Annotated in this window: 24 protein-coding genes and 1 tRNA gene; 13 read left to right on the top strand and 12 right to left on the bottom strand. The window is 45.5% G+C overall.

Annotated features, from left to right (window positions below; genetic code table 11):
* Window positions 1-113: 113 nt before the first annotated feature.
* The 6 genes from NQ546_RS02215 (at window position 114) to NQ546_RS02190 (ending at window position 4,849) form a co-directional block, all read left to right on the top strand.
* Complete coding sequence (locus NQ546_RS02215; protein ID WP_004291644.1) at window positions 114-419, top strand: helix-turn-helix transcriptional regulator; 306 nt, start codon at window positions 114-116, stop codon at window positions 417-419.
* A gap of 13 nt (window positions 420-432) precedes the next feature.
* Window positions 433-1,629 carry a primase-helicase family protein gene (locus tag NQ546_RS02210; protein ID WP_039953529.1) on the top strand — a complete coding sequence of 399 codons (1,197 nt, stop codon included), beginning with the start codon at window positions 433-435 and terminating at the stop codon, window positions 1,627-1,629.
* 173 nt (window positions 1,630-1,802) lie between these two features.
* Window positions 1,803-2,666, top strand: coding sequence for a toprim domain-containing protein (locus NQ546_RS02205; protein WP_004291642.1), 864 nt, complete (start codon window positions 1,803-1,805; stop codon window positions 2,664-2,666).
* A gap of 91 nt (window positions 2,667-2,757) precedes the next feature.
* On the top strand, window positions 2,758-2,958 hold the full coding sequence (locus tag NQ546_RS02200) for a hypothetical protein (RefSeq protein ID WP_138346571.1): 201 nt from the start codon (window positions 2,758-2,760) through the stop codon (window positions 2,956-2,958).
* A 39-nt stretch (window positions 2,959-2,997) separates the two neighbouring features.
* The gene (locus tag NQ546_RS02195; protein WP_004291640.1) at window positions 2,998-4,527 is read left to right on the top strand and encodes a mobilization protein; all 1,530 of its coding nucleotides are present in this window, start codon (window positions 2,998-3,000) and stop codon (window positions 4,525-4,527) included.
* Window positions 4,528-4,648: 121 nt separating this feature from the next.
* On the top strand, window positions 4,649-4,849 hold the full coding sequence (locus tag NQ546_RS02190; RefSeq protein ID WP_004291639.1) for a helix-turn-helix domain-containing protein: 201 nt from the start codon (window positions 4,649-4,651) through the stop codon (window positions 4,847-4,849).
* A 2-nt stretch (window positions 4,850-4,851) separates the two neighbouring features.
* Here the strand turns inward: NQ546_RS02190 and NQ546_RS02185 are convergent, their stop codons facing one another.
* On the bottom strand, window positions 4,852-5,727 hold the full coding sequence (locus NQ546_RS02185) for a radical SAM mobile pair protein B (protein ID WP_014775428.1): 876 nt from the start codon (window positions 5,725-5,727) through the stop codon (window positions 4,852-4,854).
* A gap of 232 nt (window positions 5,728-5,959) precedes the next feature.
* Window positions 5,960-6,736 carry an MBL fold metallo-hydrolase gene (locus tag NQ546_RS02180; protein WP_039953527.1) on the bottom strand — a complete coding sequence of 259 codons (777 nt, stop codon included), beginning with the start codon at window positions 6,734-6,736 and terminating at the stop codon, window positions 5,960-5,962.
* Window positions 6,737-6,866: 130 nt separating this feature from the next.
* Between NQ546_RS02180 and NQ546_RS02175 the strand changes: the two genes are divergently transcribed.
* On the top strand, window positions 6,867-7,766 hold the full coding sequence (locus NQ546_RS02175) for a helix-turn-helix domain-containing protein (protein ID WP_004291636.1): 900 nt from the start codon (window positions 6,867-6,869) through the stop codon (window positions 7,764-7,766).
* Window positions 7,767-8,050: 284 nt separating this feature from the next.
* Here NQ546_RS02175 and NQ546_RS02170 read toward each other — a convergent pair.
* The 5 genes from NQ546_RS02170 to NQ546_RS02150 form a co-directional block, all read right to left on the bottom strand.
* Window positions 8,051-8,124 (bottom strand) — tRNA-Ile (locus NQ546_RS02170).
* 91 nt (window positions 8,125-8,215) lie between these two features.
* Window positions 8,216-8,527, bottom strand: a complete 312-nt coding sequence (locus NQ546_RS02165) for a DUF4491 family protein (protein ID WP_004291635.1) — start codon at window positions 8,525-8,527, stop codon at window positions 8,216-8,218.
* A gap of 123 nt (window positions 8,528-8,650) precedes the next feature.
* A complete protein-coding gene (locus NQ546_RS02160) occupies window positions 8,651-9,115 on the bottom strand; it encodes an Lrp/AsnC family transcriptional regulator (RefSeq protein WP_004291634.1) in 465 nt (154 codons plus the stop codon).
* Window positions 9,116-9,354: 239 nt separating this feature from the next.
* Window positions 9,355-10,218 carry an FKBP-type peptidyl-prolyl cis-trans isomerase gene (locus NQ546_RS02155; protein ID WP_004291632.1) on the bottom strand — a complete coding sequence of 288 codons (864 nt, stop codon included), beginning with the start codon at window positions 10,216-10,218 and terminating at the stop codon, window positions 9,355-9,357.
* A gap of 13 nt (window positions 10,219-10,231) precedes the next feature.
* Window positions 10,232-10,825, bottom strand: coding sequence for an FKBP-type peptidyl-prolyl cis-trans isomerase (locus NQ546_RS02150; protein ID WP_004293394.1), 594 nt, complete (start codon window positions 10,823-10,825; stop codon window positions 10,232-10,234).
* Between the two features lie 195 nt (window positions 10,826-11,020).
* On the opposite strand from NQ546_RS02150, the gene NQ546_RS02145 reads away from it, so the two are divergent.
* Complete coding sequence (locus NQ546_RS02145; protein ID WP_004291630.1) at window positions 11,021-11,719, top strand: SIR2 family NAD-dependent protein deacylase; 699 nt, start codon at window positions 11,021-11,023, stop codon at window positions 11,717-11,719.
* 62 nt (window positions 11,720-11,781) lie between these two features.
* Here NQ546_RS02145 and NQ546_RS02140 read toward each other — a convergent pair whose 3' ends face one another.
* Window positions 11,782-12,528, bottom strand: coding sequence for a glycosyltransferase family 2 protein (locus NQ546_RS02140; protein ID WP_004291629.1), 747 nt, complete (start codon window positions 12,526-12,528; stop codon window positions 11,782-11,784).
* Window positions 12,521-13,786, bottom strand: coding sequence for a glycosyltransferase family 4 protein (locus tag NQ546_RS02135; protein ID WP_039953525.1), 1,266 nt, complete (start codon window positions 13,784-13,786; stop codon window positions 12,521-12,523). The genes NQ546_RS02140 and NQ546_RS02135 overlap by 8 nt, the downstream gene beginning before the upstream one ends.
* A gap of 163 nt (window positions 13,787-13,949) precedes the next feature.
* Here NQ546_RS02135 and NQ546_RS02130 point away from each other — a divergent pair, with 163 nt between their 5' ends.
* Genes NQ546_RS02130 through NQ546_RS02115 form a run of 4 tightly spaced genes read left to right on the top strand, consistent with a single transcriptional unit; the run spans window position 13,950 to window position 17,140 of the window.
* Window positions 13,950-14,801: a hypothetical protein gene (locus tag NQ546_RS02130; RefSeq protein WP_004291627.1), complete on the top strand. Its 852-nt coding sequence runs from the start codon at window positions 13,950-13,952 to the stop codon at window positions 14,799-14,801.
* Window positions 14,798-15,550 carry a cytidylyltransferase domain-containing protein gene (locus tag NQ546_RS02125; RefSeq protein ID WP_004291626.1) on the top strand — a complete coding sequence of 251 codons (753 nt, stop codon included), beginning with the start codon at window positions 14,798-14,800 and terminating at the stop codon, window positions 15,548-15,550. The genes NQ546_RS02130 and NQ546_RS02125 overlap by 4 nt, the downstream gene beginning before the upstream one ends.
* 37 nt (window positions 15,551-15,587) lie before the next feature.
* Window positions 15,588-16,628: an N-acetylneuraminate synthase family protein gene (locus tag NQ546_RS02120; protein ID WP_004291625.1), complete on the top strand. Its 1,041-nt coding sequence runs from the start codon at window positions 15,588-15,590 to the stop codon at window positions 16,626-16,628.
* A 14-nt stretch (window positions 16,629-16,642) separates the two neighbouring features.
* On the top strand, window positions 16,643-17,140 hold the full coding sequence (locus NQ546_RS02115) for a KdsC family phosphatase (protein WP_004291624.1): 498 nt from the start codon (window positions 16,643-16,645) through the stop codon (window positions 17,138-17,140).
* Between the two features lies 1 nt (window position 17,141).
* On the opposite strand, the gene NQ546_RS02110 is transcribed toward NQ546_RS02115, so the two are convergent.
* The 3 genes from NQ546_RS02110 to metG are packed head-to-tail and all read right to left on the bottom strand — an operon-like array spanning window position 17,142 to window position 21,615.
* A complete protein-coding gene (locus NQ546_RS02110; protein WP_004291623.1) occupies window positions 17,142-18,083 on the bottom strand; it encodes a glycosyltransferase family 92 protein in 942 nt (313 codons plus the stop codon).
* A 13-nt stretch (window positions 18,084-18,096) separates the two neighbouring features.
* Window positions 18,097-19,542: a lipopolysaccharide biosynthesis protein gene (locus NQ546_RS02105; protein WP_004291622.1), complete on the bottom strand. Its 1,446-nt coding sequence runs from the start codon at window positions 19,540-19,542 to the stop codon at window positions 18,097-18,099.
* A gap of 30 nt (window positions 19,543-19,572) precedes the next feature.
* Complete coding sequence (gene metG / locus NQ546_RS02100; protein WP_004291621.1) at window positions 19,573-21,615, bottom strand: methionine--tRNA ligase; 2,043 nt, start codon at window positions 21,613-21,615, stop codon at window positions 19,573-19,575.
* Between the two features lie 436 nt (window positions 21,616-22,051).
* Here metG and NQ546_RS02095 point away from each other — a divergent pair, with 436 nt between their 5' ends.
* Window positions 22,052-24,115, top strand: a complete 2,064-nt coding sequence (locus NQ546_RS02095; RefSeq protein ID WP_004291619.1) for an acetate--CoA ligase family protein — start codon at window positions 22,052-22,054, stop codon at window positions 24,113-24,115.
* Window positions 24,116-24,172 lie beyond the last annotated feature (57 nt).

Genomic DNA, 24,172 nt, shown 5'->3' with positions numbered 1-24,172 from the left:
AAGAAACGCTGTTCCGTTAAAAGCACCTCGGCAGAAATCGTCATGATTTTTACCGAGGTGCTTTCATTTTATTCCATCGTAATTTCGCAGCGTAATTATTAAAACAACATGATATGCAAGGCAATTTTATAATGTTACAGAAGGATGACCTGAAACAGGTTGTTTCTGAATTGGTGGAAGAATTAGTTGGGAAAAAGCCACAGGCCGATTTGACACCAGAAGAGAGTGACGAGTATTTTACTCGCGATCAGGTATGTGAACGACTCCACATAACCTATACCACCTTGTGGCGTATGCAGAAGGAGGGAAGAATTATAGTTCACAAATTGGGAGGACGTAATCTTTACTCGAAGAAGGAAATCTCCTCACTTCTGAAAGCTAAAGTACAAACTGCTAATAGCGTTAATCCAAATGTTTAATCTAAAAGCAAGCATTATGGAAGAACAATACATTCGAGTAGGCACTACTATATATAAGGTAGTGCAGCAGCCTTTGGCAGATGGAACGATGACTACCCGCAGATTGCAATGGAGCTTTGGCACTATCCGACAAGATTATGGTAAGCACAATATCCCTACTATTGATAAATATAATGGTTTTTGCACAGTGCCAAGTCACACAGACTATCAAAAGGATGTTGCAGGTTTCTATAATCTGTATGAACCAATTGACCATGTTCCGGCAGAAGGGAATTTCTCAGATATTGAAAAATTGCTACACCACATCTTTGAGGAGCAATACGAACTGGGGTTGGACTATATGCAGTTGCTTTATATGCAGCCGACTCAGAAACTCCCCATCCTGTTATTGGTGTCAGAGGAACGAAACACAGGAAAGACCACTTTCCTGAACTTTCTGAAAAGTATCTTTCAGGACAATGCCACCTTTAATACAAACGAGGATTTCAGGAGCCAGTTCAATGCTGACTGGGCTGGCAAGCTACTCATCGTTGTGGACGAGGTGCTGTTGAGTCGTAGAGAAGATTCAGAGCGATTGAAGAACCTAAGCACAGCCCAAACCTACAAGGTAGAGGCCAAGGGTAAAGACAGACAGGAGGTAAACTTCTTTGCCAAGTTCGTACTATGTTCCAACAACGAACTTTACCCTGTTATCATTGACCCGGGAGAAAACCGCTATTGGGTGCGTAAAATCCGACCACTTGAAAGCGATGATACCAATTTCCTGCAAAAGCTAAAGGAACAGATACCTGCATTCCTCTATTATCTCCAGCACCGCACACTCTCCACCAACAAAGAGGGGCGTATGTGGTTTCATCCTACCCTTATCAGGACAGAGGCTCTTGACCGCATTATCCAGTGCAACCGCAACCATACGGAGTTGGATATGGTAGAGCTGATACGTGACATTATGGAAACGCAACACGTTGACAAGCTGTCGTTCATCCCTCAAGACTTAATACCGTTACTGACCATGAACGGTGTAAAGGTGGAGCAATGGCAGATACGAAAGGTCGTGAAAGATGTCTGGCGACTTACCCCTGCTCACAATGCACTGACCTATCTTGCCTATCAATGTGACTACACTAAGCCGGGGCGTGTTTCCTCAATTAGCAGAGTGGGACGTTTCTACACGGTGACCAAGGAATTTATAGACTCTTTAGGTTTATAATTCTTTGTTGAGTTGTTGAATTGTTGAGAACAACAGACTAATCTTTGGTACTCAAACAAATACAATTCAACAAGCACTCAACAAGAGGTGTAACTGGGCAAAAGAGAAAGCTATTTTTCTTTTCACCAGCCCATTCTCTCAACAACTCAACATTTCAACAAATCACTCACATTATGACTATACAAGAAATAAAGGCAATCCAAATATCCAACTTCCTTGCAAGCAAGGGATATGAACCAATAAACAGAAAAGGAAATAAGTGGTGGTACTTATCGCCACTACATACGGAGAAAACCGCATCATTTAAGGTGGATTTAACCAAAAACGTGTGGTATGACTTTGCACTGGGCAAAGGAGGTAACATCATTGATTTGGCGATGCAACTATACCACACGCAAAACATTTCAGAAGTATTGCACATGATGGGGCGTTCAATCATTCTACCCACAATACCAATTCAATCTACTTGCCCACAAAAGCACACTTCGTTTGAAGATATTGAGGTAAAAGAACTGGCTCATCCTGCTTTGCTACAATACCTCTTGGGAAGGGGAATTGGTTCTATTACAGCCAAAAGGCAGTGCGTGGAAATACACTACAAAAGTGCTGGTAAGCGATATTTTGCTATTGGCTTCAAGAATGATGCTGGTGGCTATGAACTTCGGAATCCATACTTCAAGGGATGTATTGCTCCGAAAGCAATCACTACGATAAGGAACCACGAAACAGCTTGTCACATATTCGAGGGATTCGTGGACTATCTCTCCTATCTCATACTACATGGCGAATGTGATGCGGTGGTACTCAACTCCATTGTAAACATCCCGAGTGCTCTCTCCATGCTCAATAAGTATTCTCAAATATGCTGCCACTTGGATAATGACAAAACTGGCAGAATGGCTACCTGGCAGATAATGAAAGCATTGGGAGACAAATGTACTGATGCCTCAAATGAGTATGAAGAATACAAAGATCTCAACGAGTATCTGATGAACAAAAGCATGGCATTCCAACAAAAGGGAAGAAACAAATTCTGACTTGGCGGCTGGAGGCAAAGAGGTGTGGCGTACATGACAGGGCTTGCCCTGATATAGCCCACTATAACTTCTCCACTTTGCTCCCGAAGTTGTGGGCTCTCCCGAGGGGCTGGGCGTTGCCCCGTCCCACTTAGGACGCTGCCCTAAGAACCCGGCAAGGACTGTCAGTCCTATGCAACCCGACCAAAGAGTGACCCTCTCTTTGGAAACTCCGTTCAGAGGCTTCACCCCTGAAAACCCCGAGCAGGAAGTGACCCTCTCCCTGCACCCTCCGATTAAGGCTTTGCCCTAATAACCCTTTTTAATATAAATCTCTAAAAGCATAAGTAAAATGGCACAGAAAACATCCATTAATATCAAACCCTGTAACATTGGTAGTAGTGAGGCACATAACAAAAGAGCAGCAGAATACCTCGCTCATATCAACAAAGAGAGGCTTTATGTCCGTACTGACCTTATGGCTTCAAACGAAGTATGGGTAGCACCTGAATTGGGCAACAGCTCATTAACTGACCGCTACAATCAGATTGCCCAAATGGTCAAGGAAAAGACTGGTCGGAAAATGCAGACCAAAGACCGTGAACGAATGAACAAGAAGACAGGCAAGGTGACTATCGTGCGTGGCAGCACCCCACTCAAAGAGGGTGTCGTGGTAATCAAAGATGATACCACGTTGGAGCAGTTGCAGCATTTTTGTGAGGAGTGTAAGGAACATTGGGGTATCACAGCTTTGCAAATCTTCATCCACCGTGACGAGGGGCATTACGGCAATCTCGGAGATACCGCCACATGGATGCCCAATCTTCACGCCCATATCGTATGGGATTGGATGAACCACGATACTGGAAAATCCTGCAAACTGGACGAGAAATGCATGGGCGAGATGCAGACGCTTTTGGCTGAGTGCTTAGAGATGGAAAGGGGTATATCAAAAGATCTTACAGGTAAGAAGCATTTGGAAAGGACGGACTTCATCATAGCCAAGCAGAAGCAGGAAGCGGAGCAAGCTAAAGCAGAAAAGGAAAAAGCTGTCACCGCCAAAGCGAAAGCCGAAGCCGAGCGCAACTCCATAGAGGTTGAGAATAAGGCTAAATCTGAACGGAGTGCGGCACTTGACAGCGAGATAGCCGACAAGCAGAAAAAGCGTGATGCAATCCGCAGAAACATGGTGGACGGTATCTTGGATAGTGTCGGCAGTCTGGTCGGTATTGGTAAGACTGCCACTCTTGAAATGGAGTACAAGCTGCTCGCACAGGAATATGATCGCCTTAAAAAGGCGTTTAGGCCGACTGTCATCAAAGAGGTGGAGAAGCAGACAAAGGAACTGGCTTTGGAAAAGCAGAAAGCCGAAGCGCAACGTGATAATGTCATTGCGCAAAGTTGTTCTATTGCTTCAGAACGTGACAAGGCTATTAAAGAACTTAACAGTCTAAACGAAAATGTGCAACTGCGCATCAATAATGCGGTCAAACTTGCCAATGCGGAGAAAGACAAGACCATCAGCCGATTGCAAGGTGAGTTGAATTCACGCAAGCTGGTTTTTGCTATTATTGCCGATATGCTCTATGCTGCCAGTGAGGTATTCAAACGTGCCATTGATGCAATTATTCACTACAGCACGGACAAATACAAGTCTATCTTTGGCAGTGATGAAGCTGCTGACATCAAGAGCGTGATGCAGAGCTATGGCAAGACCAAAGAGCAGCAGCAAACAATCGGAAGATGGCTTTGCGACTATGCGGACAGCCGACAGTCTTTTGATAAAATAAAACATCGGCAGACCTACAAGGAGGTTGCTGATGTCGCTAATGGGGCTTATGATTGGAAAATAGAACAAAATCAGGTAGGAATACGTAGATAAGAACTATATGACATGGCAATTAAATCAGAGAAACTCACTCCTTTTGGAGGAATACTTTCAATCATGGAGAAATTCGGTAGTGTAAACAGAGCCGTGATACAGTTCAGTTTACACTACCGTTATGCGTGAATTTGACTTATCTTCCGCTCTTTTGCTGAAACAGCGTCTATTGCAAGAGGGAAAAAGCGATCTCTTGTTTTCTAGATTGTCAGTTAAAGAGACGGCTTATCGTTTGCATTTCTTTGAGCCTAACCACCTGATGCGTTTTTTCAAACAAATGACAAGACAGGCTATCAGTAAATTTATCAAATCAATCAAATGATCCTATTTTTTTAGCCTAATTTTTTCATGATAGAAATAGTTTACTATAACAGGTTTTCCTTTTTGAGAACGCCCGTATGGTAAATCGTTTATACGATAAGGATAACCTTCCGCTTGAGCAAACGCAGCTACTTCCTGTTCCAAGACCTGCCAGTAATCTTTTCGTTTCTTGTTGTAGGTATCATCATACAAGGCTACAAGCTCCGGATGCTTTTCCCGTATATACCCCATGATGTCTCTCTTAAATTGTCCACGAAGATTCAGATTTTCCAGCCATATCAAATCTGCATAATCTTTTACCCGATTAACGATAGCTTTCACATCTGTAATTCCTGGAAAAATCGGTGAAATAAAACACACGGTGCGTATGCCTGCATTATAGATCTGTTTCATGGCTTTAAGTCTTCGCTCAATGCTTACGGCACGATCCATATCACATCTGAACTGTTCATCGAGTGTGTTAACTGACCAAGATACTGTCACTTTCTGAAAGCCTTTAAGTAAATCAAGATCACGCAAAACCAAATCTGACTTAGTACAAATCATGATTTCAGCATTAGTGCCTTTTAACTCTTCCAGCAGTTTACGGGTTCTGCAAAAATCTTCTTCATACGGATGGTATCCGTCTGTTACAGAACCGATAACAATCCGTTGTCCATCATATTTATGCGGATTATCAATAGGTTTCCAATGCTTTACATCCAGAAACGTACCCCAAGGCTCTGTATGCCCTGTAAAACGTTTCATGAATGAAGCATAGCAGTACTTACAAGCATGAGGACAACCTACATAAGGATTGACAGAGAAGCCCCCTACTGGTAATGAGGATTTAGTCATGACATTCTGTACATCTATTTCTCTGATTATTTCCTTTTCCATATTTTTTCTATAAATTGTTTCGGTAGTTCTTGAATCATTCGGTATTCTCCCATTATAGGCAAAAGGTATTCTTTCATAAATACCAAAATATAATTTCTTTTCGCCTGTTCTACAATATGACGTACTCATTCAGGATTGGCATCTACTTTCCCTTTCCTTTTGCCTGTTTCCGTTCCTATAACAATCCATTCGTAACCCTCTTTTCAGGCTGTTTCCCAATCAGAGAAGTCGCTCATAATATTATTGTTTCTCCATCTTCTGGAATAATCAGGCGACTCATTTCTATTTTGTGATGCATGGCTTCGTTACGCAGAATTGCGCGTGTAGTCTGCCCATGATCGGTAGCTTCCATGTGGACTGCTATTAGTTTGATGTGGGCGGGAAGTTCATCGAGCATTGTCATAACTTCTTGCTCATCTGGAATGATAGAACCTTCTGTTTGAGAAAATTCAGGAAAAATTGCACCTCCACTGTTCACTATGATGTAATCTGGAGAAAATTGTTCAATGGCCTGACGGATACAGTCTTCCCATTTACAGTCACTCATTATATAAATAGTAGGGAAACCGTGTGCAGTAAGTACATAGCCTGATACCGGCCCCATCATTTCTCCAATCTTTCCGAAGCCATGGTGTCCTTGGATGCGATGAATGGTTAAATTTCCAATAGCTTTATCTTTTTCAATGCTTTCTACATTTGTAAAACCATCCTGTGTAATACTCTCTTTATCTTGCGGTTGTGTCAGGAACAGGATGTTCTTCGCTAAATGCTGTTTCACTGTCGGGTCGTAATGGTCAATATGGTTGTGTGTCAACAATACCATATCCAGACCGTCCGCAATTTCATTCATCGGCATCGTGAGGTGTACTCTTGGGGTCTTATACACACCTAGAGCCGACTGTAAAGTGCCTTTTCCGGCAAGCATGGGGTCAACAAGTATCTCTTTTCCAGCATAATGGATTCGCAATGTTGCATTACGGATCAATCGAATTGTTACTTTTTCTTCCATCATAATTTATTGTATTGATTATAGCCGCAAAGTTCGGTAAAAAAAATCGGATGCATTATGCCTTAAAAACAGGAATATATGCCATTTTGATAAATAAAAAATAGTATATTTGCCCCAAAAAACGAAATCAATGGATAAAATCGTCAATCCTGAACGTCTGGTCAGCGTTCCTTTTAGCAAGACACGCTGTGGTGTGGACTTTTATATCAACTCAGGCTACAGTAGCGATGTATGTGGTGTCCTGACGGAAAACCGGGTGTTTAAAACAGATTTTTTTAGCTTCTATTTTTTTCGTAAGGCCAATGGGTATCTGCTGCTGAATTTCCGCAAATTTGAATTGCATGCCAATATGGTATTGCTCCTCTCGCCGCATCAGCAGCAGGAATGGCACGTGGATGAAGCAGAACTAGATTACTCTTTTCTTATATTCCGCGAGGATTTTATGCGCACATTCATAGCGGACAAGTTTTTTGTGTACCGCTTGCTGTATTATTATCAGACCGACACGCCTCCCTATCTGTTTGCTTCGCCGGAAAGCATGGCGGAGTATATTCGTCTTTTAGGAATCATAAAGCAGGAGCTTCTGCATCCTGTTGCCGATACTTATAATCTCATTGTATCTGTGCTTTACTACTTATTGGTTATTATCAACCGGGCGTATGCCGCCACTTATCATTTACCGATTGATGTACCTAAAAACAATTACGCATTCCAGTTTAAGGACTTGCTGGAAAAGAATATCCGTACGAAACAGCGGGTGCAGGAATATGCGGATATGCTCCGTGTGAGCCGTATTACGTTAAACAGTTCCGTGATGAGTCAATTCGGCGTATCTGCCAATCATCTGCTCAAGCAGCGTCTGTTGGAAGAATTGAAGAATGAGTTACTGTTTGCTAACCGAAACGTGAACCAGCTGGCCGAAGAGTTTCATTTCTCCGACCCGAGTCATCTGATGCGTTTCTTTAAACGTGAAACTGGAAAGACTTTTACGCAATATTTGCGCGACTACCAAAATGGAATATACGAATGAAAACGGACAGACTGGAAAGCTTGCAGATTGACCATTCCCATACCAAAGATGTTTTCAACGACTTACAAATATGCTTAGTGGGAAATCCTATTTCGGCCTAAAATGTGCATCACATTCCGCAGTGTCAAGTTCACCATAGAATAAAAATCTATAAAAATTCTCTGCAATCCCATGCAATTTCAAAAGGTCACTCTTGCAGAGTTTCGCTTCAAAAAGGTCACCTGAAGGTCACCTGTAAAAGAAAAAGCACCTACAGAAACTCTGTAAGTGCTTGATTTTCAAAGTGGACCAGCCTGGGCTTGAACCAGGGACCTCCAGATTATGAGTCTGTTGCTCTAACCAACTGAGCTACAAGTCCGGTGTATCCTTATATCGGATAGCGGGGACAAAAGTAGTATTTTCTCTTGAAATATGCAAACTTTTCAGATAAAAATGCGAACCTCTTTTGCTTAGAATTTATATGTTCGTTTAGGATTTTTGGGGAACCAACCTTTTTTCACACGTTCTTCCTGTTCAAAGACTTCTTTAATAGTCCAAAATGACGAGAATGCGAATACACCAAGAAGCGAGGCAATCAGGATGTTTTCAGTATAGAGGGAGGCAATGACGCCGACAATTCCCAATAGCAGAAAAATCCACCAGCATTTAGTTCCCCAATAATATTCTGCTTTTACTACTATGGGGTGGAAGATGCCTATGATGAGAAAAGTACAGATACCGATTACAAGTCCTGTCAGATGATATTCGTTTAAGAAATCCATGTTTATGATAAGGTTATAGAGTGATAAAATAGTCAAGCATAAGGAGATGAAAAAGTGATAAGATAATAGCACAACGACCACAATAATACACGCTATTATCTTATCACTTTCACTTTATTTATCTTACTTTTCCGGACAAATAGGAATTTCTTTCTTGATGCTCTGCTCCAATGAGATTAGGGTTTCTGTTGCAGTAACACCGGGGATTTCCTGCATTTTATTATTCAGCAGATCCATTAGATGTTCGTTGTCGCGTGCATATACTTTAGTTAGCATAGTGTACGGACCGGTGGTAAAATGACATTCTACAATTTCGGGGATCTTTTGCATTTCGGCAACAACAGCCTTATACATAGAACCTTTTTCCAGTTTGATTCCTACATAAGTACAAGTTCTGTAACCCAAAGACTTGGGATTTACATGATAACCGGAGCCAACAATGACGCCCAAATCAATCAAGCGCTGCACACGTTGGTGAATTGCGGCACGTGATACACCGCATTCAGCTGCTACATCCTTAAAAGGAATACGGGCATTTTGGGAAATGATTTCCAGAATCTGCCGATCAAGATTGTCTATTTTTTCCATAATAGTAAATAAGTAAAGTTCTTGTTGTTATCAAATAGTAAGCAAATATAAGACTTTATTTTAATTTATCTATAAAATGGAAAGAAAAAAAAATAAAAGTGATAATACGATAAAGTGATAGGGGGATAAGGTGATAAAGTGATAGGAGACGATGAGGTGATAAATTGGTAGGGTGATAATAAAATAGGGCGGTGAAGTATTGTCGCTTCACCGCCCTATCATTTAATTGTGTTATTGTCTTATTTTTCGATACCTACCAGTTCTACTTCGAAAATCAAAGTAGAGAACGGTTTGATTTGACCACCGGTTTCTCTTGCTCCGTAGGCCAGGTCTTGCGGGATGTAAAGTTCCCACTTAGAACCTACCGGCATCATAGTGAGGGCTTCAGTCCAACCTTTGATAACTTGGTTAGCGCGGAACGTAGCGGGTTCGTTACGTTTGTAAGAACTATCGAACTCTGTTCCGTCAATCAATGTACCTTTGTAGTTTACTTTCACTTTGCTGCTATCAGCAGGGATTGCACCTGTACCTTTAGTGATAATCTTGTATTGCAGACCGCTTGGAGTGGTTACGACACCTTCTTTGGTTTTGTTTTCTGCAAGGAATTTTTCACCGGCAGCTTTGTTGTCGGCATATTTCTTTTCCATTGCTTTAGCTTTTACTGCATCCATTTGAGTCTGCATGAAAGTTTGAGCTTCTTCTTTGGTCATGATACCTTTACCGACAACTCCGGCAACGAAACCTGCCAACAGGTTCTCACGACTGATAGTTTGTGTAGAGTCTCCACCGAAAATCTGTTGGTTGAAACCTTCTACCCATTGTTTGCTTACCATTTGTCCGATTTGCAGACCTGCCATGTAAGCAATATCATTTTTTTCGATTTTAGATGCACCTTCGTTGAAACCTTTCAGGAACTGTGCCATTTGGGTAGAATCGATGCCTTGTTGTGCAAGATACTGATCCAAACCTTCGGTACGTGCCATACCGATAGCGTAAGATAATGAATCAACGTCCGTTTTCAGATTTGCTTTCGGACTTTGTGCAGTGCAAGAAGCCAAACCGGCAGCAGCTGCAAGAGCCATAATAAATGTTACTTTTTTCATTTTGCTTTTAAAATTATTTATTTAATACTTTAAGTAGTTCTACTTCAAATATGAGCGTGCTGTGCGGCGGAATCATTTCGCCTGCTCCTTGTGCTCCGTAAGCCAATTCGCTGGGGATGTAAAGTTTCCATTTAGCTCCTTCAGGCATCAGTTGCAAAGCTTCCACCCAGCCTGGAATTACCTGGCTCACACCGAATGTAGCAGGCTGTCCCCGTTTGATAGAGCTGTCGAACAGTGTTCCGTCAATCAATGTACCCTCGTAGTGACATTGTACCTGATCGGTGGCTTTTGCGTATGTGCCTACGTTACCCTCGTTGATGACCTCATATTGGAGTCCGCTGGGCAGGGTAACTACTTCCGGGCGTTTTTTGTTTTCTTCGAGGAACTTCTTGCCGGTTTCAATATTGGCGGCATTCATTTTTTGTTCCAATTCTTCGAAATATTTGTTTACTATTTCGCGGGCTTCCGTATGGCTGATAGCCGTTTGGTTGCCTTCCAAGACATCTTTGATTGCTTGTGCAAAGTCATCTACTGCGATGCCCTTAGCACCCATACTTAAAAGATTTTGACCTATTCCGAGGCCGATAGCATAACTGAATTTGTCCATAAATTGATTTTGTTGACGGCTGAAATGATTTCTTTTCCAGCCCATTGCAAATTAACGAATGGCAAAAATACGTCTTTTATTTGAATGATTTTGTTTTTTTGAGATTAAAAAATCTTAGCAAGCGAAAATAACTTCTTCTTTTCAGGTATTATTCATACATTTGTATGTCTATATGAATTTTAAGGAGATAAAGAGATGAAGAACTTGGTTGTTTTATCCGGCGCCGGTATGAGTGCAGAAAGTGGTATCAGTACTTTTCGTGATGCGGGCGGGCTGTGGGATAAGTACCCGGTAGAGCAGGTAGCTACTCCCGAGGGGTATGCCCGTAATCCGGAGTTGGTTATCAACTTTTATAATGAGCGTCGCAAACAGTTACTGGAGGTAAGGCCGAATGACGGACATCTCGGGCTTGCTGAATTGGAAGCGGACTTCAATGTGACGGTTGTGACTCAGAATATTGACAATTTGCATGAACGTGCCGGGAGTAGGCGCATTATTCACCTGCATGGTGAACTGACGAAGGTCTGCTCCAGTCGCGACCCTTATAACCCCCATTACATAAAAGAACTGAAGCCGGATGAATATGAAGTGAAGTTTGGAGATAAGGCCGGTGACGGCACTCAGCTTCGTCCGTTTATTGTTTGGTTTGGAGAACCTGTTCCTGAGATTGAAACGGCTGTCAACTACGTGGAAAAAGCGGATATATTCGTTATTATCGGTACGTCGATGAATGTATACCCGGCTGCCGGACTGCTCAATTATGTGCCTCGTGAGGCTGAGGTGTATCTGATAGACCCTAAACCGGTAGATGTACATTCCATGCGTCGGATACACGTCATTCAGAAAGGGGCTTCGGAAGGGGTACGGGAATTACGTTCTTTGCTTCAACCCTGAGGCAGGTATTGTTAACGGTTTGTATGTGCCCAAAGGGTTGTTTGGCGTATTGAAGAAACAGGTTACTTCTTCAGTACCGCCCTTAGTACAAACCAGGCATGATGTGCCACCGTACTTATCAAGCCGTAATGTTGCGCCATGATGCGGAAACGTTCTTTGAGTGACGCCTTCCTATTTTGGGTGGTCATCCCTTCTTCAAGATAATCTATTATTGTAAGGTGGGTATTATGCAGCCTTTGTGCTTTCTTCATAATTCGGATGCACCAATCGAAGTCGGCGGAGAAGCGGTATTTCAGGTTGTACGGTTCCACTAAGCTGCGTTTGGCAAAGAAGGCTTGGTGGCACACCAGCATTCCTTGTTTGAAACTTTTCCATGTCAGCGTCTCCGGAGCGGAGAGACGGCGCATACGGATGAAGTGTCCTTCCTTATCTACCAGGGCCGTTTCACCGTACAATACGTCGGGGAGCTGGTTGCCGGTCAGCGTATGCACCATTTGTTGCAGCGTGTCATCTTCATGGAAGCTGTCGCCGGCATTGAGGAAGCAGAGATAATCGCCCGTAGCCAGCCGGATACCCTTGTTCATGGCGTCGTACAGGCCTTTGTCCGGCTCGCTCACTACTTGTGCGATGTGCTCCTTGTACCTGTCTGCAATGGAAAGCGTTTTATCTTTGGATGCTCCGTCGATGATGATGTACTCCACGTGGTGATAGGTCTGTGAGATGACGCTTTGGATGGTATCTTCCAATACTGCTTCGGCGTTGTAGGTCACAGTGATGATGCTGAATTTCGGGGTGGGATGATTATGCATTTCTTCCGGTGACTTTATTATACAGGTCAATATATTTTTTGGCAATCGTGCTCTCCGAATAGTGAGTGACGGCTTTTCGGCAGGCTTGTTCGCAGAGGTTGGGATAATCCGGGTCGGTCAATGTCCAATAGATGCCGTTGGCAAAATCTTCGGACGATTTATATTGCGCCACATAGCCATTGTGCAAATGGTCTATCATTTCGGGAATGCCGCCCACATTGAAACCGACGCAAGGAATTCCGCATGCCATGGCTTCCATTATCATATTAGGCAGGTTTTCTTCTAATGAAGGGGTGACGAAAAGGTCTACTGCGTTGTAAATATCCACTAATTGATGCTCGTTGCTGACAAAATCCAGTGGATAGACCTTGAAAGGCAGTAGGTTGGCCAATTGTTGCGATTCCTTGCCGAAAACAACGACACCGAGTTTTTCTTTCAATTCAGGATGTTTCTCTGCCAGTAATTTGCACGAGTCTATCAGGTAGTCAATTCCTTTCCGCTTATCTGTTATTTTTACGGAACCGAACAGCACAAGTTTGGTGTTTTGCGGCAGGTTGCATTTGCTACGCGCCTCTTGTTTATTATGCGGTTTAAATAGGTTCGTGTTGATGGGGTTGGGGATACAGGTGACTGTATGTCCGGTGAGCAGGGCACTTTTATTGGCCAGACCTTCCAGCCAGTGGCTGCATGTCACGAAGTTGATGTGTCGTCCTTTGTACAAGTCCTGTTTCTTGTGGAAAGTCCGGTAGGAGAGGTCTTTCTTGCCGCCATTGCCATAGATGAAGGGGCAGTTATGACATTCTTGCTGATAGCGGATACATTCGCGGGCATGGTGGCAGATGCCTGTACAGGGCCACATGTCGTGCATGGTCCATACGACAGGTTTGCCTGAGGCAAGGATGTTTTCGATATTTTTCAGGGATAACATTCCCTGGTTGATCCAGTGGAGGTGAATGATGTCTGCTTGTTGGAACTCCGGCAGTGTGGTGATGTCCGTACCGGTGTTGGCGATGTCAACGGCAAAGATGTTGTCTCTTTTGAAGCAGTTGGCTTTCCATATGACGATACGTTCCCATACGAATTTCCACACCATACGCCAGTTGTGGCTTAATGAAACTACGGTAATCCGGTCTGTCTGCTTGTCGCGCACCAGGAGTTTGGCTTTGATGCCGTTGTTCTTGAGCGATTCCATGAGTCGGCTGGCTGCTACGGCTGCTCCACCGATACGTTCGGATGTATTGATTAATAGTACTCTCATAAATTTATCTTTCTTGGATAGCTTGCTATCCGATAGCATTGCGCGCCCTTATCTGGTGCAAAAGTACTGCTTTTGCTGCTTTCTATTCCATAAATTCCTCTATTTTTTTAGTCTGTAATCGCTAAACTCTCTATCTTTGCATCACATTATATTGTTTGTATCAATGGGAGAAAAAGGAATGAAATGGTTGGGGCAGTTGTGGCAAAGTTTCCTCAGTGTGGTGAAGATATTGCTGCAGTCCAAGTGGCATACGCATTTACCGTCATCGTTCGGTAATCCGGAAGAGCTGCTGATACTGGCCAACGGCCCTTCGCTGAGCCGTACGGTGCAGGAAGCTCCGGAGTTTATAAAAGGAAAGACGCTGTTGGCAGTGAACTTTTGCGCCACTTCCCCGATGTTCGAACAGCTTCGGCCAGAAATCTACCTCATAGCCGATCCTTTGTTCTGGATTGTTCCTGAGAAGCGGGTGCAACTGTTTCAAACGCTTGCTGAAAAAACCACTTGGCCAATGAATTTCTTTGTTCCGGCACGCGCCTTGAAAAACAAGGAATGGCAGCCGATGCTGGCAGGCAATCCCAACATCAGGCTCTGCATTTACAACACCACTCCGATTGAAGGTTTTCAAGGTTTCTGCAATTGGATTTTCAATAGAGGGTGGGGAGTGCCGCGTCCGCACAACGTACTGATACCTTCCATAGCCATAGGACTGCGCCTGCCTTTCAGGAAAATCTATCTGGCGGGAGCAGACCATTCTTGGCTGCCCGAAATTACAGTGACGGATGACAACGTGGTGCTGATGCACCAGAAACATTTTTATGACCAGAACAAGTCACAGGCAGCAACGGTGAAGCAGGAGAACCTGAACAGTGCCCGGTTGTATACTATACTTTATCATATGTATGTTGCTTTCAAGTCCTACTTCGTGCTCGAAGACTATGCGCGGAAGTTGGGCAAGGAGGTGATTAACATTACTCCGGGCAGTTATATAGATGCTTTTAAACGAATGAAAATATGAGAGACGGAATTATCATTCAGGCGCGTACCGGTTCGACCCGGCTGCATAACAAAATATTGCTTCCTTTCTATGGTGAGCAGCGTATTATCGACATCTTAATCGGCAATATCAAGCAGGCTTGCGCCGGTAAGACAATTGTCCTTGCCACTACGGACCGCCCGCAGGATGGTATATTGGAAGAGGTTGCCCGCGAAGCGGGTATCTGTTGCTACCGGGGGGACGAGAACAACGTACTCGACCGTTTCGTACAAGCGGCTGCGGAGTTCAATCTCGACCGCTTTATCCGCGTTTGTTCGGACAATCCTTTTCTGCGTCCGGACACTTTCCCGGCTTTCTTCAGGGAACATGATGCCCGGCCGGCGGACTACATCGCCTACGGCTTTGCTGACGGTCGCCCTACCATCAAGTCGCATTTAGGACTGTTTGCCGAGTTGACGACAACTGATGCCTTGCGTCGCGCCGCTGCTGCCACGCAGGAAAAGCTGTATATAGAGCACGTTACGATTTATCTCTATACGCATCCCGAAGTATTCAGCGTCCGTCTGCTGCCGTTGCCCGATGAATTGGAAGGGAGGTTGGACCTTCGCTTTACGCTTGACACAATGGAGGATTTCACTTTGTTGCAAGAGCTTTATGCCGCTTTCTATGAACAGACCGACCGCAGTATCCACGCACTGCTCAGGTTGGTGGAAAAGCATCCGGAGTATCGCGTTAGGATGTTGGAGAATATTGCGAGGAACGAAAAGTAAGATATACTCCCATACTGATTATAATAACAATTGCTGAATGAAGAGTACATACATTATCGGAGAAATAGGACAGAACCACAACGGCTCCGTCGATATAGCTAAATTGATTGTCGATTTGGTGTCACGCCCTGTACGCGAAGAAGTCTTTAATCTGGAACTGCGCCCTATGGATGCGGTGAAGATGACCAAACGGGACTTGAGCGAAGAACTGACCGATTCGCAGATGAATCGCCCCTACGACTCTCCTCACTCTTTCGGCCGTACCTATGGCGAGCATCGCGCTTACTTGGAGCTGACGGACGAGGAGCATTTCGATGTTTATAAGCACGCCAAGTCATTGGGATTGGACTTTGTGGAGACCCTGTGCTCAAAGGGGTGCATGTCTCTGCTGAAACTCTTCACTCCCGACCGCCTGAAGGTGGCGAGTCGCGACCTTACCAACCTGCCGTTGCTGGAGGTGATGGCCGAAACCAAAATACCCATTATTCTCTCCACCGGCATGGCAGGGAAGAAAGAGTTGGACGATGCCTTGGAGGTGATTACCCGCTATCACAACGATATATCCATATTGCATTGCGTGTCGCAATATCCCACCCGGCCGGACAACCTGAACCTGAAAACGATTGCCTATCTGAAGCGCCATTACGGGCAGTATCCTATCGGTTTCTCCGACCATACCATCGGTATTGCAGCTCCGGTGGTTGCCGTAGGCATGGGGGCGGAGATTATAGAGAAGCACATCACCATCGACCGCCGTATGAAAGGCACAGACCAGCAAGGCTCCTTAGGGCCGGACGGGGTGAACCGCATGATTCGCGACATCCGCATAGCCGAGCATTGGCTGGGTAGGGAAGAATTGTATATCGATCCTGCTGTTGCTGCTGCCAAAGTGAAGCTGGAGCGTTCCATTGCCACGAATAAGGCGTTGCATCCCGGAGATATTATTAAGGAGGAGGATATTCACTTGCTCAGCCCGGGCGACGGATTCAAGTGGGCGGACTGCGATAAGGTGGTAGGCCGCCAAGTGCGGAAAGAGATACCACGCAACGAGATTATTTATCCCGATTCTATCATTTAAAGTTTGGCACGCTTATGTTACCGAAGTTAGTAATTACCGATATAGACGGTGTGTGGACCGACGGTGGAATGTATTATACCGCCGACGGTGATGTTATGAAGCGTTTTTCCGTAAAAGACGGCTGGGGGGTGATTTTCCTGCGCGAGCTGGGCATACCCGTAGCTATTATGACCGGAGAAAACACGCAAATCGTGCAGAAACGTGCTGATAAGCTGAAAATCAAGTATTGTTATCTGGGAGTAAAGGATAAGGTGGCACAGGCAAGGGAACTTTGTCGCGAACTGGGCATTTCATTGGATGAAGTGGCTTTCATTGGCGATGATTTGAATGACTTGCCGTTGCTGCGTCTGGTAGGTTACAGCGCTTCTCCTGCCAATACGCCCGGATATGTAAAACGCGAGGTGAAGTACGTGACGGCTGCGCATGGCGGCTACGGCGCTTTCCGCGAGTTTGTGGAGAAGCTGCTGGAAGATAACGGAGTGCTGGAAGACACCGTCAGTAAGTTTCTGTGAGCTACTGCATCCTTAGCTTTAGCAGCAGGAGGAAGCGTTGTATGGTGTAGTCCCTTGATGTGTTGAGGGTTTCGGTCCATTCAAAGAGACCTTGCTTCTCTCTTCCTTTTTGGCTGTCGGCGGAACAGGCATCTCCGCGATGCAGGGTCTTGTAGAGATATTGTGCGTATGAACGGTTGTAATAGTGATTAATCTGTATTTCGGATTCTCCTTTCCGGGGCGACCGCATAATCCAATAGTGTATAAACTTTTTAAACTCGTTGACAGGGAGTATCGTTGTCTTTATCCCTAAGAAACGTACGTCGGGATAGAACATGTGGCACTCAAACCTGTGGAAAGTATAGCTGGTGTTGACAAAGGACTTGCCGGAGTTCACCGGATGCGGCCAGCAAGCTGTATATTGCTCTATCACCAGTTGGCTGTCGTCATGTTGCAGCCTGCCCGATGTACCGAACTGTTTCCAGTTCACATAGACGGTGGGATACTTGTCGTATTTCTGTATCCAGTTCCGTATGTTTTGTTCCCGGCGCAGGCAAATGAATTCATCCAAATCAATGTAGGCTATCCAGCGTGTCTCGTCTTTTGCTTTTTGGAAACAATCTTTGTAGGCCGGCAGTTGGCCGAATTGTACGGGCCATTCCGTCAGGGTGACTTGTCCTTTCTCTATATAGGGAGCAAGGATGTCCTGATAATTGTCCTCCGAAAAATTGTTGTACAGATAGAAATGTTCTACGCCTATCAGCAGATGGTACTCCAGCCATTCTTTCAGGAAAACACTCTCATTCTTGAATATGGCGCAGACGGCTACGGTGTATTTCTTTTGCTGTTTTCCGGTTTTCTTCTGCATATTGAGGCAGAGAAAGGACATCGCATATCTGATGTATCTGATAAACGTCCAAAACAGCGTTCTTTTATTTGTTTCTACATGAGTGATGTATTCCATGATGTTTTTCTTCTTATTTGCTTTCCCTTTTCAGGATATATCTGATGGACTCCTTAAAAATAACCGATTTTCCTGCCCACATGATGGTTGCATAAAGCAGGACGGCAAGTGCCGTTTTGCATGCGAGGGACATGTAGGGGTTGGTAATGTTTTGGGTCAACACGTAAGTCACCGTTGTTGTTGCGATTGCTGCCATGAGGAATGGCAACAGGTCTTTCAGCATCTCGGAATATTGGAGTCCGATGCTTTTTCGTGCAAAGGCGTTCCATATTCCCAGCCACATGACATTGATTGTCGTAAAGGTGGCCAGCATGGCGAAGATGCCGTAGCGGCTCATGAATATGAGGGCCAATATCTGGAGAATGCCGAGTGCAACCGTATTCCACATGTAAACTTGGGACTGTCCCCGGCTGATAATCATGTTCGAATATAGGCTGTTGATAGGGATAACGGCTCCCCAAACGCATAGCAGCTGAAGGATGCGTACGCTGGCCTGCCATTTGTCGGTTATGGTGATCGTAATGAGTTCAGGAGCTATCAATGCCAGTCCCAGCATGGCGGGGAAGGATATGAATGAGACAAAGCGCAGCATTTTCCTGAAAACATTCTTTTGCCTCTCCACTTCGGACGATACCTGTATCAGTACGGGCTGGGCAACGTTGGTCACCATGCTTGTCACAAGCGAACTTCCCATCATCATCCATTTGTTTCCTTGGGTGTAGTAGCCCACTTGCCGGGAAGTATAGTATTTTCCCATCAATACGGTCAGTATGTTCTGGTTGATTTGGTTGAAGATGTTGGTAAAGGCAATTTTGATGCTGAATGGCAGCATTTCTTTCAGGGGGGCGGCACTGAACTGGAGTGTCGGCTTCCAAGGTGACTTGTACCATAGCATGCTTACCATCAGCAGCATGTAACTGACCTGCTGTGTGGCTATCGCCCAATATGCCATTCCGCAATATGCCATTGCCAAGCCTATGCATCCCGAGCAGAACAAGGCAATCAGATTGATGTGTATCTTCTCTTTGATCATCAGCCGTTTGGTGAAGATGGCCCCATGCACAGTACCTGTACAACCTATCAGAAAGCCCAGAAACATGAAACGGGAAAGAGGGGCCAGTTCGGGAATCCCATAGAAACCGGCGATGAACGGAGCGCTGAGAAAGAGCAAGATATACAGGCAAAATCCGGCGCTTAGGCTGAACCAAAAGACAGCGTTGCAGTCTTCTTGGGTTATCTTCTCCTTATTGATGAGGGCTGCGCCGAATCCACCTTCTTGAATGACGCTTGAAATGGCCGAGAAGATTGCAAGCATGCCAATCATCCCGTAGTCCGAAGCATCAAGAAGTCGCGCAAGGAAAATCCCGAAGAACAGATTGAAAAGTTGCTGCAGCCCGTTGCCTACGCCTCCCCAAAACAATCCTTTAGCGGTTTTTGCTTTTAATGACGACTCCTTCATGCTACATGACCGGAAATTAGTGCAAACCTTTTATTTCACTTCACTGCCCGGCTTCACTTCGCGCAGCAGTGAGGTGACGGCCAATGCACCGTCATAGTTTTCGGCGGAAAGTATCATGCCTTCGCTCACCAGCCCGTTTTTGAATTGGCGGGGAGCGAGGTTGGCAATGAACAGCACTTGCTTGCCTACCAGCTCTTCCGGTTGATAGTGTTGTGCGATGCCGCTGACGATGGTGCGGTTTTCCAGTCCGTCGGCTATCTTGAACTTCAATAGCTTTTTCATTTTGGGTACGGCCTCACATTCCAATACGGTTCCTACGCGAATATCCAGTTTCTCAAAATCTTCGAATGAGATAACGGACTTGATAGGATTGGCCTTGTAGCCGGCGGCCTCATTGGCTTTCTTGGTAGCGAGCAGTTTGTCCACCTGCGCTTGGATAACGTCGTCCTCGATCTTTTCAAACAGAAGTTCGGGCGCTGCCAGTTGATGTCCGGCGGGAAGCAGGTCGGTGTGTCCCAGTTCTGCCCAGTCGAAACTGTCCATGTTCAGCATTTTGCGAAGTTTTTCACTACTGAAGGGCAGGAACGGCTCGAAAGCAATGGCAAGGTTGGCAACCAACTGTAAGGAAATGTTCAGAATGGTGGCTACACGTGACATATCTGTTTTGGCAAGTTTCCAGGGTTCGGTATCTGCCAGGTATTTGTTGCCGATGCGTGCCAGGTTCATGGCTTCTTTCTGTGCGTCGCGGAATTTGAATACGTCGAGCAGTTTTTCCACTTCTGCTTTCACATCGGCGAACTCTTTAAGGGTTTCCTTGTCATAGTCGGTTAATTCGCCTGCTGCGGGTACTGTACCGTCGAAGTATTTCTTGGTGAGTTGCAAGGCGCGGTTCACGAAGTTGCCGTATACGGCTACCAGCTCGTTGTTGTTGCGTGCCTGAAAATCTTTCCAAGTGAAGTCGTTGTCCTTAGTCTCCGGAGCGTTGGCTGTAAGCACATAGCGCAACACATCCTGTTTGCCGGGAAAGTCCGCCAGATATTCGTGCAGCCACACCGCCCAGTTGCGGGAAGTGGAAATCTTGTCGCCTTCCAAGTTCAGGAACTCATTGCTGGGCACGTTATCAGGAAGGATATAGCTGCCTTCCGCTTTCAGCATAGCAGGGAATACGATGCAGTGGAACACGATATTGTCCTTTCCGATGAAGTGAACCAGACGTGTCTCCGGATCTTTCCACCATTTTTCCCACGAGTCGGGAAGCAACTCTTTCGTATTGCTGATGTAGCCGATAGGGGCGTCGAACCATACGTAAAGCACTTTGCCCTCGGCACCTTCCACCGGAACGGGGATACCCCAGTCGAGGTCGCGGCTTACGGCACGCGGTTGCAGTCCCATGTCGAGCCAGCTTTTACATTGGCCGTATACATTGGGACGCCATTCTTTGTGGTCATCCAATATCCATTGGCGGAGCCATGCCTCATGCTTGTCGAGTGGCAGGTACCAGTGCTTGGTTTCGCGCATTACGGGCTGGCTGCCGCTGATGGCGCTTTTAGGATTAATCAGGTCGGTAGGGCTGAGGCTCGTACCGCACTTTTCGCATTGGTCGCCATAAGCGCCTTCGGCATGGCAGTGGGGGCACTCGCCGGTGATGTAGCGGTCGGCAAGGAATGTTTTGGCTTCCTCGTCGTAGTATTGCATACTGGTTTTCTCGATAAATTCGCCTTTGTCGTACAACTTACGGAAGAATTCGGAAGCTGTGTCGTGGTGTGTCTTTGAGGTTGTGCGGCTGTACACATCGAACGAAATGCCGAACTCCTCGAAAGATTGCTTGATGAGTGTATGATAACGGTCTACCACATCCTGAGGAGTAATTCCTTCTTTCTTGGCGCGGATGGTAATAGGTACCCCATGTTCATCGGAACCGCCGATAAAGACTACATCTTCTTTTTTAAGTCTCAGGTAGCGGACGTAAATGTCAGCAGGCACATATACCCCTGCGAGGTGTCCGATATGGACAGGCCCGTTGGCATAGGGCAGTGCCGATGTTACGGTAGTACGTTTGAATTTCTTTTCCATATTTATAGTATGTATCTCTTTTGTTATGAACGCTTTTAGTTACGCAAAGATAGCGGTTTTCTGATGATTGCACAAAAGAGATAGGCGAATTATATCAAATTTGATAGTAATTGTTGTTGTTTTCTTCATCACCATATTCTTCTGCAAAGAGGCTGATTATATGTCAAACACCTGAGTTAAAAGTATATCATTGCGAAGGTAAACATAGTTTGTCCGTAAGCAGAACTAAAAATCATACTTTCATTTCTATAAATGAAGCCTTCGTTTATACAAATCAAACCTTTATTCCTATAACCGAAGCTTTGATTTATAGTTTTCCTTGCAGGCAAGCAATGTTTGCTTCCTCAGTCAAAGAATATTTTCTTATAATGATTGTTTTTACGCATACAAAATGTATATTTGTGCATTATATATAGTGAACTTGACAGAATAGATTATGATAACAAACCAATTGCTGCATCCTGCCAGTATTGTGGTGGTGGGGGCATCCAATAATGTACATAAACCGGGAGGTGCTATCCTGAGAAATTTGATTAGTGGTGGATATGCGGGAGAACTGCGTGCCGTCAATCCCAAAGAGACGGAGGTGCAGGGAGTTGCCGCTTATGCCGATGTAAAAGATATTCCGGATACGGACCTGGCGATCCTTGCCATACCGGCAGTGATGTGCCCGAATGCAGTGGAGGTATTGGCTGCCGAAAAGCAGGTGCGGGCGTTCATCATTCTTTCTGCCGGATTTGGAGAGGAGACACATGAGGGTGCGCTTCTGGAAGACCGTATTTTGGAAACGGTAAATAAGTACGGTGCTTCCTTGATAGGTCCCAATTGCATCGGGCTGATGAACACGTGGCATCACAGTGTGTTCAGCCAGCCGATACCGAACTTGCATCCGCAGGGTGTCGATCTGGTATCCAGTTCCGGGGCAACTGCGGTATTTATATTGGAAAGCGCGGTTACCAAGGGGTTGCAGTTCAATTCTGTGTGGTCTGTGGGCAATGCCAAGCAGATTGGGGTGGAAGACGTGCTGCAATATATGGACGAGCATTTTGATCCGGAAAAGGACTCCGGGATAAAGCTGCTTTATATAGAAAGTATAGGCGACCCTGACAGGCTATTGTTCCACGCTTCTTCATTAATAAAGAAAGGGTGCAAGATTGCGGCTATCAAATCCGGCAGCAGTGAGAACGGGAGCCGCGCGGCATCTTCGCATACGGGGGCCATTGCCAGCTCCGATTCGGCAGTGGAGGCTTTGTTCCGTAAAGCGGGTATCGTGCGCTGCTATTCGCGTGAGGAGCTGACCACAGTGGGGTGTATTTTCACCTTGCCGGAATTGCAGGGAAAGAATTTCGCCATTATTACCCATGCCGGCGGTCCGGGTGTGATGCTGACTGATGCGCTAAGTAAGGGTGGACTGAATGTGCCGAAGTTGGAAGGTGAGCTTGCCGAAGAGTTGAAAGGTAAGCTTTTTCCGGGCGCTGCGGTCGGAAACCCGATAGATATTCTGGCCACCGGAACGCCTGAGCATTTGCGGCTTTGCTTGGAATATTGTGAAGAGAAGTTTGATAACGTGGATGCGGTAATGGCCATTTTCGGTACACCGGGGTTGGTTACCATGTTCGAGATGTATGATGTGCTGCACGAAAAGATGCAAACCTGCAAAAAACCTATCTTTCCTATTCTTCCTTCCATCAATACGGCAGGGGCTGAAGTGTCTGCTTTTCTGGCTAAAGGGCATGTCAACTTTGCCGACGAAGTGACGTTGGGTGCGGCGCTTTCACGCATAATGAATGTGTCGAAACCTGCGAATAACGAAATAGAACTTTTTGGCGTGGATGTTCCCCGTATTCGCCGTATCATAGACTCCATTCCCGAGGACGGTTATATAGAACCGCATCAGGTGCAGGCATTGCTCCGTTCCGCAGGGATTCCGGTTGTAGAGGAGTTTGTGTCTGCAAATGAGGAAGAGGTGCTTGCCTTTGCCCGTCGTGCCGGATTCCCGGTGGTAGCGAAAGTGGTGGGCCCTGTACATAAATCCGATGTAGGTGGTGTGGTGCTGAACATCAAGAGCGAACAGCATCTTGCTTTGGAATTTGAACGTATGATGCAGATTCCGGAAGTTACAGGCATTATGGTACAGCCCATGCTGAAAGGGACGGAGTTGTTTATCGGAGCGAAGTATGAAGAGAAGTTCGGGCATGTAGTGCTTTGCGGTTTGGGTGGTATTTTTGTGGAAGTGCTCAAGGATGTATCTTCCGGTTTGGCTCCTTTGTCTTACGACGAGGCTTACTCTATGATCCATTCCTTGCGCGCCTATAAGATTATAAAAGGTACGCGCGGACAGAAGGGGGTGAATGAAGACAAGTTTGCCGAAATCATTGTCCGCTTGTCCACTTTGCTGCGCTTTGCTACGGAAATAAAGGAAATGGATATTAACCCGTTATTGGCTACTGAAAAATACGTGATAGCAGTAGATGCCCGCATCAGAATAGAAAAGCAATAGTTTCCTGTGTTAAAGGGGAGGGGACATTGTGCAGTGTCTTATTTAGGGCGGCGTTTA

Source organism: Bacteroides eggerthii (assembly GCF_025146565.1).
In the GTDB taxonomy this organism is placed as follows: domain Bacteria; phylum Bacteroidota; class Bacteroidia; order Bacteroidales; family Bacteroidaceae; genus Bacteroides; species Bacteroides eggerthii.
The sequence above is the reverse complement of the archived record's forward strand: the minus strand, read 5'-3'. Positions and strand labels throughout refer to the sequence as shown.

Excerpts from the sequence above, each read along its gene's own strand:
- NQ546_RS02215 (WP_004291644.1), top strand. The coding sequence starts at position 114 with ATGCAAGGCAATTTTATAATGTTACAGAAGGATGACCTGAAACAGGTT.
- NQ546_RS02205 (WP_004291642.1), top strand. The coding sequence starts at position 1,803 with ATGACTATACAAGAAATAAAGGCAATCCAAATATCCAACTTCCTTGCA.
- NQ546_RS02195 (WP_004291640.1), top strand. The coding sequence starts at position 2,998 with ATGGCACAGAAAACATCCATTAATATCAAACCCTGTAACATTGGTAGT.
- NQ546_RS02190 (WP_004291639.1), top strand. The coding sequence starts at position 4,649 with ATGCGTGAATTTGACTTATCTTCCGCTCTTTTGCTGAAACAGCGTCTA.
- NQ546_RS02185 (WP_014775428.1), bottom strand. The coding sequence starts at position 5,727 with ATGGAAAAGGAAATAATCAGAGAAATAGATGTACAGAATGTCATGACT.
- NQ546_RS02180 (WP_039953527.1), bottom strand. The coding sequence starts at position 6,736 with ATGGAAGAAAAAGTAACAATTCGATTGATCCGTAATGCAACATTGCGA.
- NQ546_RS02175 (WP_004291636.1), top strand. The coding sequence starts at position 6,867 with ATGGATAAAATCGTCAATCCTGAACGTCTGGTCAGCGTTCCTTTTAGC.
- NQ546_RS02165 (WP_004291635.1), bottom strand. The coding sequence starts at position 8,527 with ATGGATTTCTTAAACGAATATCATCTGACAGGACTTGTAATCGGTATC.
- NQ546_RS02160 (WP_004291634.1), bottom strand. The coding sequence starts at position 9,115 with ATGGAAAAAATAGACAATCTTGATCGGCAGATTCTGGAAATCATTTCC.
- NQ546_RS02155 (WP_004291632.1), bottom strand. The coding sequence starts at position 10,218 with ATGAAAAAAGTAACATTTATTATGGCTCTTGCAGCTGCTGCCGGTTTG.
- NQ546_RS02150 (WP_004293394.1), bottom strand. The coding sequence starts at position 10,825 with ATGGACAAATTCAGTTATGCTATCGGCCTCGGAATAGGTCAAAATCTT.
- NQ546_RS02145 (WP_004291630.1), top strand. The coding sequence starts at position 11,021 with ATGAAGAACTTGGTTGTTTTATCCGGCGCCGGTATGAGTGCAGAAAGT.
- NQ546_RS02140 (WP_004291629.1), bottom strand. The coding sequence starts at position 12,528 with ATGCATAATCATCCCACCCCGAAATTCAGCATCATCACTGTGACCTAC.
- NQ546_RS02135 (WP_039953525.1), bottom strand. The coding sequence starts at position 13,786 with ATGAGAGTACTATTAATCAATACATCCGAACGTATCGGTGGAGCAGCC.
- NQ546_RS02130 (WP_004291627.1), top strand. The coding sequence starts at position 13,950 with ATGGGAGAAAAAGGAATGAAATGGTTGGGGCAGTTGTGGCAAAGTTTC.
- NQ546_RS02125 (WP_004291626.1), top strand. The coding sequence starts at position 14,798 with ATGAGAGACGGAATTATCATTCAGGCGCGTACCGGTTCGACCCGGCTG.
- NQ546_RS02120 (WP_004291625.1), top strand. The coding sequence starts at position 15,588 with ATGAAGAGTACATACATTATCGGAGAAATAGGACAGAACCACAACGGC.
- NQ546_RS02115 (WP_004291624.1), top strand. The coding sequence starts at position 16,643 with ATGTTACCGAAGTTAGTAATTACCGATATAGACGGTGTGTGGACCGAC.
- NQ546_RS02110 (WP_004291623.1), bottom strand. The coding sequence starts at position 18,083 with ATGGAATACATCACTCATGTAGAAACAAATAAAAGAACGCTGTTTTGG.
- NQ546_RS02105 (WP_004291622.1), bottom strand. The coding sequence starts at position 19,542 with ATGAAGGAGTCGTCATTAAAAGCAAAAACCGCTAAAGGATTGTTTTGG.
- metG (WP_004291621.1), bottom strand. The coding sequence starts at position 21,615 with ATGGAAAAGAAATTCAAACGTACTACCGTAACATCGGCACTGCCCTAT.
- NQ546_RS02095 (WP_004291619.1), top strand. The coding sequence starts at position 22,052 with ATGATAACAAACCAATTGCTGCATCCTGCCAGTATTGTGGTGGTGGGG.